The sequence below is a fragment of the Sinorhizobium chiapasense genome (assembly GCF_045277575.1).
Lineage (GTDB): Bacteria > Pseudomonadota > Alphaproteobacteria > Rhizobiales > Rhizobiaceae > Ensifer > Ensifer chiapasense_A.
On sequence record NZ_CP144206.1, the window covers coordinates 1,967,799 to 1,984,739 of the forward strand.

Here is a 16,941-nt window from a genome sequence, read left to right on the forward strand (position 1 = left end):
GATGACCACCAAGGCCGCCAACGCCCGTTTCGCCCGTTTCCGCAACCTCGAATTCATCCTCGGCGCGTTTCTGACCGGCAGCATCTGCCTCGCCGTCATCTTCTCCGGCGTGCTCTTTCCGGGAGGTGTCGACAAGATCGACCTGATGGCGCGCCTCACCCCGCCCTTCGTCAACTGGGCGCATCCGCTCGGCACCGACCCGCTGGGGCGTGACGTGCTCGCCCGCGTGGTCGCCGGCGGCAAGATCTCGCTGCTCGTCGGTCTGACCTCGGTTGCCGGCGCCGTCGTCGTCGGCGTGATCATGGGGCTCGTCTCCGGCTACTATCGTGGCTTCTGGGACATGCTCGTCATGCGTTTCGCCGACGTGCAGCTCGCGCTGCCGTTCATCCTGCTTGCGATCACCTTCATCGCCATCGTCGGCGGCGGGCTTGCCAACACCATCATCCTCCTGATCGTGTCGCAATGGGTGCAATATGCCCGGCTCGTTCGCGGATCGGTGCTGTCGCTGCGCGAGCGCGAGTTCATCCAGTCGGCCCGTGCCATCGGCGTGCGCGACTACAAGATCCTCTTCCAGCATCTGTTGCCCAATCTGATCGGGCCGGTCATCGTGTTGATGACGCTCAACGTCGCCAACAACATCCTGCTCGAAAGCAGCCTCACTTTCCTCGGCCTCGGCGTCGACCCGCTGATCCCGAGTTGGGGCGGCATGCTTGCCGACGGCCGCACCTATCTGCAGAACGCCTGGTGGGTCAGCGTCTTTCCGGGCCTTGCGATCCTGCTCACCGTTCTCGGCCTCAATCTTCTCGGCGACTGGCTGCGCGACAGTCTCGACCCAACCGGCAGAACTTCACGATGACGACGATTTTCGAAGGCGCCTTCGAGCGCACGCTCGACACCCTTCTTACCACCTACGGCAAAGAAGCGGCCCGCGGCACCAAGCTCGAAGCCTGGCTCTTCGACGATGCCGCCAGCCGCAAGGCAGCCGAACAGAAGCTCGCGAGCTTCGGCGTGAAGGCCAAGCTCCGCAGCGCCTACAAGCCGCTGCTGCATTTCTTCCTCGAGGACGTCGACCGCACGACGCTCGCCCGTGTCGTCGTCCGCTACCCCCAGCATGAAGGCGCGCCGCAGAACCGCTTCCTGCTGGAAGCTTATCCGCTCGCGGCACTCGTTGGCGACGCGGAAATCCGCTTCGAGGCCGGTAGCAAGGCGGCCTTTACCTATGACGTCGCGCTGACCTTCCGCGATGGGCGTCAGGAAAACCATACAGTCTTTGCGCCCAACCGCATTCACTCCGATTTCGTCGGCGAAACGCTATTGTCGCCGACAGGTTGGGTCCGTCTCGATGAGGGCTGCGACAAATGCCGCGAATGCCATCTCGAGACCGACTATGAGCGTCTCTTTTCCGGAACCATGCGGGCGATCGCCGATCATGCCTGGGGCGAAACCGAGCCCTATTTCGAAGAGCTCAACATCCGCGTGACCCTGCCAATCACCGACTTCCGCCTGCCCGTCGGCGAAGAGGTGGTGAGCCTTCGCGAGGCCCTGCACGAGGATTTCTACTTCTCGCTTCTCGAGGTCTTCCAAAAGAAGTCCGGCCGGCCGCTCGGCGACCGCGGGCTGAAACCTGGGCAGATCATACCGGAGATCGTCTTCGGTGTCGGCAGGCCCACAGTCGTCGTCGAAGCACGGCCCCTGCAGACAGGTGACGGCGAGGGCGAAACCCAGCCGATCGAAACCGCTGAAACGCCGCTCACGGTCGCCCAGATCCATGCCGAGCTGGCCGCGATCGCCGGTCAGCCGTTCGAAGCGCAATCGCGTGCCGGCCGGTCCGTCAAGGCCCGCTATCACAAGGGAAGTGATGCTGCTGTGATGATCAGCGGCGGTCAGCATCCAAACGAGACGACCGGCATCATCGGCGCACTTCGCGCCGCTCAAGTGCTCGCCGCCCGACCGGGCACGCATTTCACCATCTCACCGCTCGAAAACCCCGACGGCTACGCCGTGCACCAGCGGCTGCGCGCGGACAACCCGCTGCACATGCACCATGCCGCCCGCTACACGGCGCTCGGCGACGATCTCGAATATCGCACCGGCACCGCGCTCAACGAGCGCGAAATCCGTAAAGAGGCCGAGCGCCTGACCGGTGCGCAGCTCCACGTCAATCTACACGGCTATCCGTCGCATGAGTGGACCCGGCCGCTGTCGGGTTACGTGCCCCGCGGCTTTGCCATGTGGACCCTGCCCAAGGGCTTCTTCCTGATCATGCGACACCATGGCGAATGGGCGGCACGTGCCGAGCAGTTGATCGCGGAAGTCACCGTGAGGCTCGCCGCCGTCCCGGGCCTGCTCGCCTATAACGACGCCCAGATCGCGCTTTACGAGACCCATGCCGGCGAAACCGGCTTCCGCATCATCAATGGCTTCCCCTGCATGATCTCTGTCGACGACCGCCATACGGCGCCGCTGACGCTGATCACCGAATACCCGGATGAAACCATCTACGGCGATGCCTTCATCGCCGGCCACGACGCCCAGAAGGAAACGGTTCTCGCGGCCTACGAGGCGTTCCAGCGGATAATGGCCGTCGCCTAAACCCCACGGAGCGACGGTATCCAATGCCGCCGCGCCAAAGCCCGGCCCTTGAATTGTCGCTGCCAGCGGCAAGCCGGCGCTGGCGACCTTAGCAATCCGACACGACCACGACCGGATACGGTAAAGCCGGACGCGGCTGCATTGCCGTGCCATTGCGTGTGCCGCTAGAACCGGCACACGTTGCGCACGCATGCCCCGCAACGTTGCTGCAATCCTCGTCGACCAGACGTGAGGCAACATCTATCGTGTTCGGAGACTTTAATGCGCCTGCTCCTTGTCGAGGACGAGCTGGAAATGGCGACGGCGCTCGGCGCCGCGCTCGGTCGCTACGACATGATCCTGGATCATGCGCCAACGCTCGACCATGCACTGGCTGCCCTGGCCAGTCGGGTGCATGACGGCATTATTCTTGACCGGCAATTGCCCGATGGCGACGGGCTCTCGCTCATCCCACGCGTCCGTGCGCTGAAATCCGGAATTCCCGTGATCGTCCTGACCGCGCGCGGCGCGGTCGATGAACGTGTCCGTGGCCTCGACATGGGCGCCGACGATTATCTCGCCAAGCCCTTTGCCGTCGAAGAACTGTTGGCGCGCATTCGCGCCCTGATGCGGCGTTCGCCGGATATCGCCCCCATGACGGCGCGTATCGGCAAACTCGTCTTCGATTTCGACGGCAGGCAGGCGCAGGTGAACGGCCAGTTGCTCAACCTGCCCCGCCGAGAACTGCTGGTGCTGGAAACGCTGGCGCGGCGGCAGGGCCGCACCGTGCAGCGCTCGACGCTGGAGGAGTCCGTCTACGGCTACGATGACGAGATCCAATCCAACTCACTCGATGCGCATGTCTCGCGGCTGCGCCGGAAGCTTGCTGATTCCGGTGCCGGCGTGGAGATCCACAGCATCCGCGGCGTCGGCTATTTGCTGAGACCCTCGCCATGAGCACGTCATCCGTCAACTCGTTGAAGAAGCGCCTGATCTGGCGGATCCTTACCTTTCAGGTGCTCTTGTTGATGGCGGTCATTGCCGGCTTCATGGCGTTGTTGACCCGTGCCGATCTTGGCGGGAAATTCCTCGATGCCGATGGCGCTTCGGTCGCAGCCGGGGCGATCCGGTCGGGACCGGGCGGTGGACTGACGGTGGTCGAGACAGCGCAGTTGCTCGCCATGCGGGCCGAGTCCCCCGATTTCTGGTTCATCGCGAGAAACGAACGCGGCGACATAATCCGCAGCGGGCCCGTGCCTGATGCTTACCGCAGCATCGGCGAGCACCTGGATCGGATCGCCTTTGGCGATATACGGGACAGCGCCGAACCCTACACCCTCTCGTCGATCGTGCGCTCGGTCAGTACCGAAAGCGGCACCTACACGGTGCTTGCGGGCGGCGGTCGGCTGTGGAGCGCGTCCTTCGCCGTGTTCCTGCTGGCAAACCTGCTGCTGCTGCCGATCGTGTTGATCGTCGTGCTGATCCCGGCCTTCGCCATCCCGATCATCGTCAGGCGCGCCTTTGCCGGTCTCTCCGACATGGTCGACCAGGCCAGAAAGATCGATGTCGATCGCCGCGGCGCCCGCCTGTCGGATCACCGCGTTCCGGCCGAGGTGCGACCGCTGGTCGAGGCTTTCAACGGCGCGCTGCAGCGGCTCGATGAGGGATACGAGCGGCGACAGCGTTTCATCCTGGATGCGGCGCATGAACTCCGGACCCCGGTGGCGATCCTGCAGACGCGGCTGGAAAGCATGGATGCCGGGCCGCTCAGAAACCGGCTGCTGATCGATTCCAATCGCATCGCCGGGCTTGCCGAACAGCTCCTCGATCTCGAACGGATCGATCGCGATGACGCGGACTTCATCTCGCTTGACCTGGTATCGCTCTGCCGCGACGTCGCCGCGGATCTCGCTCCGCTGGCGCTTTCGGCCGGTTGCGACCTTTCCTTCGCGCCTGGCGTCGACCAGGTCCTCGTGCGCGGCGACGCCGGCGCCATCGGGCGCGCCGTCACCAACCTCGTGCGCAATGCCATCGAACATGCCGGCGGCCTCATCACCATTCGCGTCGAACGCGGCGGCGTGATCGAAGTCACCGACGAGGGCCCCGGCATTCCCGAACGCGAGCGCGAGCGAATCTTCGAGCCGTTCCATCGCCTGCAGCCGCGTGATCACGGCGCTGGTCTCGGCCTGCATCTGGTGAGCGAGATCATTGGCCGCCACAAGGGTCATATCTGCGTCGTCGACGAGCCCTCCGGCGGCGCCTGCTTCCGCATCAACCTGCCTGCCGTGTAAACCAGGGTCGGCGCAGAAAACGTGGTTAATACATAATTAATTGTAAAATCAGCAGCTTAATTGAATTGTGCAATGTTGGCGCAATCCGTGGAGCCGACAAAGGACGTGCATCTTCCAAGCTTCGCGACCGCGCTACCCGGCACGATACGCGAAACGGAAGACCGAAGGCACCGCGAAGGGCGCCCTATCCAATCCACGGAGCAATATCATGCGGCATTCCAGCAAGTTTTCGATCTGGTCCAGTCTTACCCTGTTGACCGTCCTCGGCGTCCAGCAGGCCCAGGCGGCCGACTTCCCCGCGAGCGATTATCAGGATCCGCCAGCCTTCAGCTGGAGCGGCGCCTATGTCGGTGCGCATGGCGGCCTCGGCTTCACCGGCAGCCCTAACCCCTTCGCAGATCGCAACGGCGTCGCGCTCGGCGTCCAGGCCGGTTACAACATGCAGGCCGGTCCCGGCATCGTCGGCGCCGAAATCGAGGGCTCCTATCTCGGCGACACCGAGCACAAGGTCAATGGCGGCAAGCTCAAGGAAAAATGGCGCGGCGCGATCAAGGCGAAGGCCGGTCTCACCTTCGACCAGACACTCGTCTACGGTACCGCCGGCTATGCAATGACCAATTACAAGAAAGGCGGCGATGTTCGCAACGATGTCGGCTTCAAGGGGGGCTATCTACTCGGCGCCGGCATCGAACAGGCGTTTGCCGGCGGTCTTTCGGCCAAGATCGAATACAACTACATCATGACGCCGGATATCCGCACCAGCACCATTTCGGGCTCCAGCGAAAAGGACCTCGACAGCCACGTCATCAAGGCCGGCATCAACATGCGGTTCTGACGAGGCCGTTGGTGCGCGGTAGTGCCCCCGCTAAGCCGACGCTCCCTCCCGAAAGCGGGTCTGCCTCTGCAGGCCCGGCAAGCGGCAGAGCGCCACCCCGAAAGCCAGATCACTCCGCCGCTTCCCTCACCAATGGCGCGGGTGTGGCCAGCCGGCGCCAAATCGGCGCCATGGCGGCGGCGATCTCGCCGTAGAGCGCGAAACGCCGGTCATAGTGTGCGCTGAGCGCGGCATTCGGCCGGTAGTGGCGCTCGGTTTGGACCATTGCCGCAGCACCGGCGGAGATGTCTGCGAAGAGGCCGATCCCGGCACCGGCCGCGATTGCGGCGCCCAACGCGCCGGTCTCGCGCGAACGGGCAACCGTGACCGGCACGCCAAGAACGTCGGCAAAGATCTGCGGCCAGATGAGGCTACGCGATCCGCCGCCCGAGAGCACCGCCTCGTCGAAGCGCGCGCCGGCGGTACGCAGTGTCGTGATATGCTGGCGGTGGCCGAAGGCGACGCCTTCGAGGACAGCGCGGACCAGATGACCCTTCGTGTGCCAACCGGCGATACCGTAGAAGCCGGCACGCGCATTGCCATCCTGCTGAGCGCCATAGAGAAATGGATGGTAGAGCGGATCGTTTGCCGCCGGCTCGACGTCATCCGCCAGCTGGCAGCAGAGGTCGAAGGGTGATCGGCTGTCGCTGGCATCGTGCGGAAAGAACTCGCGCACCAGCCATTCGAGATTGGCAGCCGATGTCGCGCTTGCCTCGATCGCCATATAGCGCTTGCGATCGAAGGTCGCCGACATGAAAAGCGGGCTCGATAGATCGGGCTGATCGATGATCACCTGGTTGATGCTCCAGGTGCCCGCGATGATGGAGGCTGCGCCAGTGCGGGTAACGCCCGAGCCGATCGCCGAGGCGACGACGTCGAAGAGACCGCCGACAACCGGCGTACCCTCGGCGAGCCCGGTTTGCGCCGCTGCATCCTCGGTCACCCTGCCGACGATGTCGGCGCTCTCGGCGAGATCGGGCAGCAGGCCCAGGCAGTCGCCGAGCCCGTATGCCTTCATCAGCGCGGCATCGTAGCGTCGGGCGGCAACGTCGATCAGGCCCGCACCACTCATATCGGAGACTTCGCTGACGCGGGCTCCGGTCAAGCGATTGACGACGAAATCCTTGCAGAGAAACACCGTGCCGATCCTTGCAAAGAGCTCCGGCCGATGGCGCTTCAGCCAGGCAAGCAGCGTCGGCGTCTGCGATGGCCAGGGCCTCTGCCCGGCAACCGGGTAGGTGCGTTCGCCGACGCCTTCGGCCTGCCATTCCTCGACGAGGCCGGCGGCGCGGGTGTCGAGCGACTGGATGCCTAGCAACGGTTCGCCGTCGCGATCGAGGGCATAGAGGCCGTTGCCATGGCCGGCGCAGCCGATGGCCACGATCTCACTCGCCGGGATACCGGCGCGCTCGATGCAGGCGCGGATCACTACCTTTGCATGGCTCCAGAGCTCGCCAAGCCCTCGTTCCACGTGACCGGGTTTCGGCACATGACTATGCCCCTCCTCCGCGGCCATCGCGATCTCGTTGCCGCGACGATCGAAGATCACAGCCTTGATCACGGTGTTCCCGGCGTCGATCCCGAGCAGATATTCTCCCATCGGCGAACCCCTCCCAAGGTTCTGAACTCATTTGCATGCAGCGCCGCCGCCGTATTCACAGCAGCAGCGCTTCCTCCTTCAACGAAAGCCTCGCTGTTGCGGAGCAATGCCCCATCGAGAAGCGTCAACCGCGCTGGTAGAGCGCGTAGGCCTCCTCGCCGCTTGCGTCCTCATGCACAATCGCCATCAGGCCGCGCACGACGGCGCTCGGATTGGCGTGCTGGTAGATGTTTCGGCCATAGACCATGCCCATTGCGCCCTGGCGCATCAAGGCCGAAGACTTGTCGAAGACGCCGCGCAAATCCTCCTTGCCGCCGCCGCGCACCAGAACCGGGCAGCGCGCTGCCTCGACGACCCGATGGAAGTCTTCGGCATTGGTGGTCGGGTCCGCCTTGACGATATCCGCGCCCATTTCGCGCGCGAGCCGGGTCAGCGTCACGATCTTCTCGGTATCGCCATCGACCATGTAACCGCCATGTTCGGTGACCGGCTGCATCACCAGCGGCTCGATCATCAGCGGCATACCGTATTTCTCGCAATCGGCCCTGACCCGCGAGATGTTGACGACACATTGCCGGAAGAGATCCGGCTCATCCGGCAGCATGAAGAGATTGACGACGACGCAGGCCGCGTCCATCGCCAGCGCGCCGATCAGCGGCTCAGCCTCGTTCTGCAACACCGCCCACATGTGCCGGTGGCGGATGCGGTTATAGGGATTGCCCATGTCGAGACGCATGACGAGCGCCGGCTTGTCCTTGCCGGGCACATCCTGCAGCAGGTCCGCCTGGCCGTAATTCATCTGGATCGCGTCCGGCGCGGCGGCGACCAGCGCCTTCACCACGGCGGACATATCCTCGAGGCCGTTGAGGAAGGACGGTTCGTTGCAAACGCCATGATCGATCGCCACATCGAGACAACGCCCCCCGCCAAAGAGACGGTTCATCCGGACCTTGCGGTTGTTTTGCATAATGCACTCCTTTGTTCATTCCGTGCGGAAAGGGTTTTCTCATCGACGCCATGGCGCTCGGCGAGAAGGGTAAGAAATCGCTTACGCTCTGCGGCAACCTGCACCGGCAGCCAGTGCTTTTCGGTCGCGAGCAAGGCGAGAACGGCGTCGGTCATATCGAGCGAAAGCTCACCTGATATCGCCAGCGTCGTGCGGCGCAGCAGCAGGTCGTCGAGATGCTCGACCCCCTCGTTGCGGATCAGGAACTGCATCTCGCGTATTGAATAGTCAGGATGCGGCAGGACGTGATCGGCACCGCCGGCGATGAAATCGGCGACCAACGTCGAGTCCGTTCCGTAGCGCGTAAGCAGGACGTCGATCCGCGCCTCGCAAAGGCCGGTCGCCAAGGCGACATGGTGAATCCATGCGTTTCGATCTGATGGGAAATGCCGGCCACCGCCGATCGCGCGCTCGCCGGTCGACACGCGGCGCTGGCGCCCCAGGCGCTCCAGCGCGAGGTCGGCCGCCAACTCGCCGAAGGAGCGGAACGTCGTCCACTTGCCGCCGATCATACAAAGCACTGGCGCACCATCCTCAGCGCCACCCACGAACGTGCAGAAATGGTCACGCGGGATGCGGCCGGTGAAACTGTCCTGGCTCGCCGGTAGCGGCCGCACACCGGAGAACTGGAAGACCACCTCTTCCGGATGGATCCTGATCGATGGAAGCACAAAGGCAAGCGATTGCAGGATGTAGTCGCGCTCGTCGCGCTCGCAGCGCACCGTCGCGGGATCATCGACACGGATGTCCGTCGAGCCCACCAGCACCTTGCCGAGGTAGGGGAAAAGGATGCAGATGCGCCCATCCTCGTTCTCGTAGTAGATCATGTGGCCATCGAGCGCGTCCATGAGCTTGGGGTTGTCGATGATGAGGTGCGATCCCTTGGTGCCGCCCATCAACGGCGCCGGCTTTGACACCGCGGGAAACAGAGTGCCGTTAGCGATATCGATCCAGCCGCCGGTGGCATTGATGATGAGGCTGGGCTCGATCGGAGCGACGGCGCCGGTAATCCCGTCCTCCAGCTCGTATTGCCCGGGAGCTGAAAGTCTCAGCTCCGCATAATTGATCGCACGTGCATGAGAACCGGCGGCGAGCCCGTCCTTCAGCAGCTCGATGCCGAGACGTTCCGGCTGGCTGACCCAGGCGTCGTAATAGGTGGCGGAGCTCTTGACCTGGGGATTGAGCGCCGGCCAACGGGCGAGCGTCGCGCGCCGCCCGCGAAAGGCATGCCGCGGCATGAGCGCGCGCCTGCGCGTCAGGAAATCATAGATGCCGAGGCCCAATTTGACTGCGATCGCGCCACGACGGCTCGGGCGGCGCGTCAGCCCGAGGAACCGCACGGCGCCATTCGCAAGCCCAGAAAAGATATCGAAGATTGGCACCGTCGTCGGTAGCGGCGCCACGTAGTGGGGCGCATTCTTGAGCAACCGGTCACGTTCGACGAGCGATTCGCGCACCAGGCTGAACTCGCCGTTTTCGAGATAGCGAAGCCCGCCATGCACCATGCGCGACAGAGCCGCGCTTGCGCCCGAGCAGTAGTCGTGCTTCTCGACGAGCAGCACGTTCACCCCTTGCAGCGCCAGCTCGCGAAAGACGCTGAGGCCATTGATGCCGCCGCCGAGGACGCACACGTCCACCTTCGGGCTCTTGGCGAGCCCGTTGAAAATCTCTTCACGGTTCATGATGGCAGTCCGTTAGCTGTCCATGTTTACGAGCGTCGCCGCTATGGCCGCGTCGATCCCTGCAAGGTCGTCAGGATCGAACCGGATCGTTCCGGCCCGGGCATTGTCGAGCGCCTGCGCCGGATTGCGCGCGCCGCAAAGCGCGAAAGTCACGCCCTGCTGCGCAAGCGTCCAGGCAATGACGAGCTGGGCGACCGTCGCGCCATGCTTCTCGGCGATCGGACGGATCGACTTGGCAAAGGCCGCCACCTTCTCACGATTGCCGACCGAGAAACGTGGATTGTCCCGCCGCTGGTCGTCGCCTGAGAAGACACGCTCCGGCCCGATGCTGCCGGAGAGAAGCCCGAGCGCCAGCGAGGAATAGCTGAGCGTCGCGACACCGCTGCGCCTGGTCAGCGGCAGCAGCTCCGTCTCGATCTCGCGATCGATCATGCTGAAACGCTCCTGGATCGCATCGAGCCCGCCAACGGCGATGTATCGCTCCAATTCACCGCGGCCGACATTGCTGGCGCCGATCGCCTTGATCTTGCCGGCCTGGCGCAGCTCTTCGAGCGCACTCATGGTTTCCTCGATCGGCGTCGTCGGGTCCTGCCAATGGGTGATGTAGAGGTCGATATAGTCGGTGCCGAGCCGTTTCAGGCTCTGTTCCACCTCATGGAGGATTGCGTCGCGGCCGAGGTAGCGATGCACCGGCTTGCCGTCCTGGTCGAAGAAGTGCCGACCTTTGTCCGTGTGCCAGACGAGCCCGCATTTGGTGGCGATCACCGCCTTGTCACGGCGGCCGGCCAATGCCTTGCCGACAATCTCTTCCGAGCGCCCGAGACCATAAGCTGGCGCCGTGTCGATCAGCGTCACGCCGGCATCGAGCGAGGCCTGGATCGCGGCAATCGATTCCCGTTCGTCGGTGCCGCCCCACATCCAGCCACCGATCGCCCAGGTGCCGAGCCCGACGGCCGACGCCGTCACGCCCGATCGGCCGATCTCGCGCATCAATTGGTCCCCGCTCATGCCAGAAGCCCCTTTTCGCTTGCCATGGCGAGCACGCGCTCGCCGGTCGCCTCGTCCGTCACCAGCGTGTCGAGGTGATGCCCTCGCATGACACTGAGGATCGGCCCCGCCTTGTTCGGTCCGCTCGCCACGCCGATCTTCGTCGGGATCGAGGCAAACTCCTCGAGCGTCAGCGACACCAGCGACCGGTTGAGGCTGTAATCGCAGACCCGGCCCTTATCATCGAGCAGGTGAGCGAGCAGCTCACAGCTTGCGCCTGAACGTTCGATTGCCGCCCGGTCGGTGCTGGATGACGGATGGAGGTCGTAGTAGCTCGAATCGTCGGAGAGGATCGAACCGATACCGACGACCGCGACCTTCGCTTCGCGCGCTCTTTTAAAGACGTCCGCCACTGAGCGCATGTTGATCAGCATCGCCCGTTCCGCTGCGCTGTCGGCAAAGAGCGGCGCATGGATCTGGTAGGACCGCCCGCCGAGCCGGTCGGCCATCAGCGTCGAGACGTGGTTCACGTCGGTATAGTGCTTGCCCTGGACGCAGCCGGTCGCGGGGATGACCTCGACATCGAAGCGGCGTGGCGCCTGCAGCCCGGCAACGACGGCGCTGACGCCCTTGCCGCCGGTGATGCAGATGGTATCGCCGTCGCCGATCTCTTCGAGCAGCAATCGCGCCGCGGCCTCGCCGACCGCCTGGAGCGCGGTCTGCGGGTTGTCGGAAACGGTCGGCACGACGATCGCCCGACGGATGCCGCCGATCGCCAGCAATTGCTCCTCCATGTCGACCAGCGGTTCGATCGGCGACTTGATCTTGATCTCGACCAGGCCGAGCTGCCGGCCGCGCTTGATCAAGCGATTGACGGTTGGCTGCGAGATGCCGAGGCGGTCGGCGATCTGCGACTGGGTCAGCCCCTCCAGGAAATGCAGGACGAGCGCCTGATGCATCTGCCTTGCGACGACGAGTTCCTCGCGTGCGTTTGAAACCGGGGTCAAAGTGGGTTTGGCAATCGGCATGTCAGGCGGCCTTCCGCTTATGAAGCAAGTGGTCGATGGAAACGGCGGCGAGCAGGATGCAGCCTTTGATCATGTCTTGCCAATAGACGGAGACGTCGAGCAGGATCAGCGAGCTGGTGACGACCGAAAGCAGCGCAATGCCGAGAATGGCGCCAAGGATGGTGCCCGAGCCGCCGTTGAGCGAGGCGCCGCCGATGACGGCGGCGGCGATGATGTTGAGTTCCATGCCGACGCCGAAGGTCGGCGTCGCAGCACCGAAGCGCGACATGTAGATGACACCGGCGACACCCGCCAGCGTTGAGCACAGAACCGTCACCCAGAATTTCACCTGCTTCGTCTTGATGCCCGAGTACAAAGCCGCCTTCTCGTTGCTGCCGGTATAGAACACCTTGCGGAAGGCGGTCGCCCGGCGCAGCAGGAAGTCGAAGAGCATGACGACGGCGACGAAGATCAGGATGACATAGGGGACGCCGTGGAAGGTGCCCTGCCCCACCGCCTTGAAGGACGCAGGCAGCGTGAAGAGCGACAGCGGCGTGCCCTTGGTGATGACGAGGCAGAGACCGCGCACGATCACCATGCCGGCAAGCGACGTGATGAAGTGGTTAAGCCCGACGACGGTGACGAAGAAGCCCATGATCATGCCGATCAGGCTGCTGGCGAGGATGCCGACCAAGGAGGCCGTCCAGGGATCGACGCCGGTAAGAAACAGTGAGCCTGCCAGCACCATGGCGAAGCAGACGACCGAGCCGACGGCAAGATCGATGCCGCCGACGATCAGGAGAATCGTCATGCCGACGACGACGATGCCTTCGACAGAAAAGCTCATCAGCATGGCGCGCAGGTTGCCGAAGGTGAGAAAATGCGGCGAGGCGAAGCTCATGACGATGCCGAGCGCCAGGATGATGGCGATCAACCCGGCCTCGCGCATCGCGCCTATGCGTTTCCAAGCAGGCGCCTGCCTCTCGCTTACAATCATCGTATCAACAGCCATTTCCGCCTCCCCGGCTCTTTCCCTTCTTTCAGGCGACATTTGCCGTCCTGCCCATCGCGGTGCGATCCGTCTGCGTCACTCCGGACGCCAGGCGGATCACCGCCTCCTCGCTCATTTCCGTATCATCGAGCTCACCGGCGATCGCGCCTTCGCGCACAACCAGGACCCGGTCGCAGAGTCCGAGCAGTTCCGGCAGTTCGGACGAGATCACGATGATGCCGATGCCGGCTTCGGCGAGCTCGCGCAGCAGCCGGTGGATTTCGGATTTCGCGCCGACATCGATGCCGCGCGTCGGCTCGTCCATCAGGATGACCTGAGGCCGCACCGCAAGCTGCTTGGCGATCGCCACCTTCTGCTGATTGCCGCCTGACAGCGACGACACCGGCATGTCGATGCCACCCATGCGAACGCCGAGACGCCGGACGAAGTCGCGGGCAAGGTCGGCCTCCGCCCTGGCATTCAGCAATCCGAGCCGCCCGGTCAGCGTCTTCAGATCCAGAACGGAAATGTTCTGCGCGATCGACAGATCGACGAAGACGCCGGAACCCTTGCGATCCTCCGAGAGGTAGACGATGCCGGCATCGACGGCATCGCGGTAATTGGCGATGTGCTGCGGCGTTCCGCGCAATGCGATCTCGCCCTTCGACTTCGCCCTGAGACCGCAGATCGCCTCGGCGATCTCCGTGCGGCCGGAACCGATCAGGCCGCCAAGCCCAAGGATTTCGCCGCGGCGAAGAGCGAAGGACACGGTGTCGATGCGGTCGCCGTCGCTGAGTTCCCGAACCGAAAGGATGGTCTCGTCCGAGCGAGTTTCCGGCGACTGTTTCGGCGGATAGAGCTGGCTGATCTCGCGGCCGACCATGCGGCGCACGATATCGTCAGGCGTCACGTCCGCAATCTTCTCGGTAACGACATGCCGGCCGTCGCGGAACACGGTGACCCGATCACAGAGCGAAAAAATCTCGGCCATGCGGTGGCTGATATAGATAATGGAAATGCCCGCGGCCTTGAGGTCGCGGATGATGCCGAAGAGCGCCTGCGCTTCCGCCTCCGTCAGCGCCGCGGTCGGCTCGTCGAGGATCAGCACACGGCAATCGAGCGTCAGCGCCTTGGCGATCTCGACCAACTGCTGGCTGGAAATGGTAAGATCGGCGACCTTGCGCCGGACGTCGATCGGCGCGAGCCGGTTCATCACGACCTGAGCCTCGCGCTCCAGCGCACCATAATTCATCAGCGGCGAGCGTCGGCGGTTGGTGGCGGCCATGAACATGTTTTCCGCCACGGTCGCATCGGGGCAGAGGGCGATTTCCTGGTGGACGAGGCCGATGCCGAGCGCCTGGGCGGTCGCCGGTGAGGTTATCTTCACAGGCGCTCCATCGACCAGCACCTCACCGTCGTTCGGCTGCAGCACGCCGGCGATGATGTTCATCAACGTGGATTTGCCGGCGCCGTTTTCGCCGCAGAGCGCGTGGATCTCTCCTCGCTCCAACAGGAAATCCACCTCCGTCAACGCCTTCACCGCACCGAAATGCTTGGTGACGCGCCGGACCTCCAGAACCGGTTGTGCTGCCATGCCGTCCTCCACCCCGCATTCTTGGCTGCCCGGAACAGGCCGGGCAGCCAATTCATATCCCTACTCGTCAATGCCCTTGGTGCCACGACGCTTCAGGTATTTGTCCCAGTAGAAATCGTCGGCATTGTCGGCAGTGACGATGGAAAGGCCATTGTCGACGAAGGGGATGCTCATCGGATTGAAGCCCGAGCGTTTGGCGTCGTTCATCGGGTCGATCAGATCCGGATGCTTGGCGAGCCAGAGCAGCATGAAACCCATATACCCCTGCATGCCCTGGTTCGGGTTGATCGAACCGAAAACTTCGCCAGCCTTGATCATGTCGAGGATGTTGGCGTTGACGTCGGCGCACATGACAAGCACCTTACCGCCGCTTTCCTTGCTGGCCTGGGCCGCACCGATGGCGGAGTTGGCTTCCGGCATGAACACGGCGCCGAGGTTCGGATTGGCCTGGATGATGCTCATCAGACCCTGGTAGGCCTTGTTCGGATCCTGGTTCGAGGCAGCGCGACCGACAAGCTTCATCTCTGGCCACTTCTCGGCCATGCGGCCGACAAAGGCGGCGATGCGCTTGTCGTGGTTGTCCTGGCCGGGGTTTTCCAGAACCGCGTACTCGCCCTTGCCGCCCATCTTCTCGGCGATCGCATCGGCCGCGTAGATGCCTTCGCGGGTATTGTCCGAGGTGATGAAGGAGACGCGCTTCGACAGCGGCGAGTCCGCCGCGAAGGTAACGACCGCCGTGCCCTGATCGATCGCCCGATTGATCGGCTCGATGAACGGATCCGAGTTCATCGGATGCACCAGGATGCCGGCCGGGTTCTGGGCAAGCGCCTGGTCGAAGGTGGCGATCTGCTTGTTGACGTCGTATTCCGGCGTGCCGGTATATTCGGTCTCGCAGCCGAACTGCTGCCCGGCCTGCTTGAACATCTCATAGACCGGGAACCAGTATTCGACGCCCGATACCATGACGTTCATGACGTATTTTTCGCCTGGCTGGCAGCGAAACGGATTGGCCGTTTCGGCGCTCGCCGGAGCGGCCCAATATGACGTTGCAATGACCGCCAGAGCGGTCGTGCTGAAAAATTTGCGCACGCGTCCTCCTCGAGGCCGAAGCCCCTCCCAAAAACCGATGGGCCGCCTGGTTGCGGCCACTGAATGATGAGTTTCGTCGGAACTCCTCCTCGACTTCCGACGATGGCGATTAAAGCCGTGGATTCAGCGGCTGTCAATATAATTCACGGCATGAATAATAATTCACGCCCAATGCCTCGGGTCGCATTCGCAAGACTTCAATCTGCTGTCATGGAGCGCAGCTACACAACGCCGATGGCAACCCTGCAACAGATCGCTTTCCAAGCCGGCTGCTCGCTGGCCACCGTCTCGCGCGTGCTGAACGGCGAAGGCCCGGTCAGCGCCGAGATGGTGCGGCGAGTGCGCCGCGCGGCAGCTGAACTCGGCTATCGGCCGGTGCAGGCGAGACGCACCGCGGTGCGAAACCAGCCTGTCGTCGGTGTCCTGGTGCCGAGCGTCACCAATCCTGTGTTTGCCGCCTCGCTCGGCGGCATCCAGCATCGTATGCAGGCGGCGAACCACGGGGTGTTGATCGCGCAATCCAACTACGACCCGGCGCTCGAGGCACGCGCGGTGCGCTCGCTGCTCGAGCAGCGCCCGACCGGTCTGATCCTGACGCTTTGCGATGCCCGCACCAGCGAGGCGCTTTCGGCGGCGCTGCCGCCGACGGTACTTCTCAACAACCTGCCGGTCGCCCGCTTCGCCGCCGCCGTCACCGTCGACAATTATCGGGCCGGTTTCGAGCTCACCCGCCACATTCTGGACCATGGCCATCGGCGCATCCTCGTCGTCTCGGGCCACTTCCGCTCGTCCGATCGGGCACGCCTGCGCTACGATGGCTATGTGGCCGCCATGCAGGAGGCAGGCGTTCCACCAATCGAGGCGGTCGAGATCCCCTTCGTCGATGGCTACGAGAACCTCGACCTCGGGACGGTCCTGACGCACCACCGCCCGACCGCGATCATCGCCTCCAACGATCTCCTGGCACTCGGCGTGATTGCGGCGCTCCGGCGCGAGCGCCTTTCCGTTCCCGATGACGTCTCTGTCGCGGGGTTCGACGGCATTGCGCTTGGGCGACTGATGAGTCCGACGCTCACCACGATCACCATGCCCGACGGCGACATGGGACTGGCCGCTGCGGCGTTACTGCTCGACATGGCCGAAAATGCCTCCGACTGCCGTCATCTCAACCTCGAGTGCCGGCTCTATGCCGGTGGGACGGTTCACCGCCTCGGCTGATCGACATGAGAACGCCGCCCGCAGAGTTTCC

The 16,941-nt window shown here is 63.8% G+C and carries 14 protein-coding genes; 6 read left to right on the top strand and 8 right to left on the bottom strand.

What is annotated here, in order from left to right; all coding sequences use genetic code 11:
• Position 1: 1 nt before the first annotated feature.
• From QM996_RS27890 to QM996_RS27910, 5 genes are all read left to right on the top strand, one after another.
• Complete coding sequence (locus QM996_RS27890; protein WP_173519661.1) at positions 2-856, top strand: ABC transporter permease; 855 nt, start codon at positions 2-4, stop codon at positions 854-856.
• A complete protein-coding gene (locus QM996_RS27895; protein ID WP_334197110.1) occupies positions 853-2,592 on the top strand; it encodes a M14 family metallopeptidase in 1,740 nt (579 codons plus the stop codon). The genes QM996_RS27890 and QM996_RS27895 overlap by 4 nt, the downstream gene beginning before the upstream one ends.
• 261 nt (positions 2,593-2,853) lie before the next feature.
• Positions 2,854-3,528 (top strand): response regulator transcription factor, encoded by a 675-nt coding sequence (locus QM996_RS27900; protein ID WP_334197111.1) that lies wholly within the window; start codon positions 2,854-2,856, stop codon positions 3,526-3,528.
• Positions 3,525-4,862 (top strand): sensor histidine kinase, encoded by a 1,338-nt coding sequence (locus tag QM996_RS27905; RefSeq protein WP_334197112.1) that lies wholly within the window; start codon positions 3,525-3,527, stop codon positions 4,860-4,862. Before QM996_RS27900 ends, QM996_RS27905 begins: the two co-directional genes overlap by 4 nt.
• Positions 4,863-5,070: 208 nt before the next feature.
• Positions 5,071-5,697, top strand: coding sequence for an outer membrane protein (locus tag QM996_RS27910; protein ID WP_334197113.1), 627 nt, complete (start codon positions 5,071-5,073; stop codon positions 5,695-5,697).
• Between the two features lie 109 nt (positions 5,698-5,806).
• On the opposite strand, the gene QM996_RS27915 is transcribed toward QM996_RS27910, so the two are convergent.
• From QM996_RS27915 to QM996_RS27950, 8 genes are all read right to left on the bottom strand, one after another.
• On the bottom strand, positions 5,807-7,336 hold the full coding sequence (locus QM996_RS27915; RefSeq protein ID WP_334197114.1) for an FGGY-family carbohydrate kinase: 1,530 nt from the start codon (positions 7,334-7,336) through the stop codon (positions 5,807-5,809).
• Positions 7,337-7,460: 124 nt separating this feature from the next.
• A complete protein-coding gene (locus QM996_RS27920) occupies positions 7,461-8,303 on the bottom strand; it encodes a class I fructose-bisphosphate aldolase (protein ID WP_334197115.1) in 843 nt (280 codons plus the stop codon).
• A complete protein-coding gene (locus tag QM996_RS27925; RefSeq protein WP_334197116.1) occupies positions 8,276-10,024 on the bottom strand; it encodes a glycerol-3-phosphate dehydrogenase/oxidase in 1,749 nt (582 codons plus the stop codon). Before QM996_RS27925 ends, QM996_RS27920 begins: the two co-directional genes overlap by 28 nt.
• Positions 10,025-10,036: 12 nt before the next feature.
• On the bottom strand, positions 10,037-11,032 hold the full coding sequence (locus QM996_RS27930) for an aldo/keto reductase (protein ID WP_334197117.1): 996 nt from the start codon (positions 11,030-11,032) through the stop codon (positions 10,037-10,039).
• Positions 11,029-12,039 carry a sugar-binding transcriptional regulator gene (locus QM996_RS27935; protein ID WP_334197118.1) on the bottom strand — a complete coding sequence of 337 codons (1,011 nt, stop codon included), beginning with the start codon at positions 12,037-12,039 and terminating at the stop codon, positions 11,029-11,031. Before QM996_RS27935 ends, QM996_RS27930 begins: the two co-directional genes overlap by 4 nt.
• 1 nt (position 12,040) lies before the next feature.
• Positions 12,041-13,030, bottom strand: a complete 990-nt coding sequence (locus QM996_RS27940; protein WP_247959162.1) for an ABC transporter permease — start codon at positions 13,028-13,030, stop codon at positions 12,041-12,043.
• A gap of 28 nt (positions 13,031-13,058) precedes the next feature.
• Positions 13,059-14,603, bottom strand: coding sequence for a sugar ABC transporter ATP-binding protein (locus QM996_RS27945; RefSeq protein WP_334197119.1), 1,545 nt, complete (start codon positions 14,601-14,603; stop codon positions 13,059-13,061).
• Between the two features lie 60 nt (positions 14,604-14,663).
• Positions 14,664-15,692, bottom strand: a complete 1,029-nt coding sequence (locus QM996_RS27950; protein ID WP_334197120.1) for a substrate-binding domain-containing protein — start codon at positions 15,690-15,692, stop codon at positions 14,664-14,666.
• Between the two features lie 234 nt (positions 15,693-15,926).
• Here QM996_RS27950 and QM996_RS27955 point away from each other — a divergent pair, with 234 nt between their 5' ends.
• Positions 15,927-16,910, top strand: a complete 984-nt coding sequence (locus QM996_RS27955) for a LacI family DNA-binding transcriptional regulator (protein ID WP_334197121.1) — start codon at positions 15,927-15,929, stop codon at positions 16,908-16,910.
• Positions 16,911-16,941: the final 31 nt, after the last annotated feature.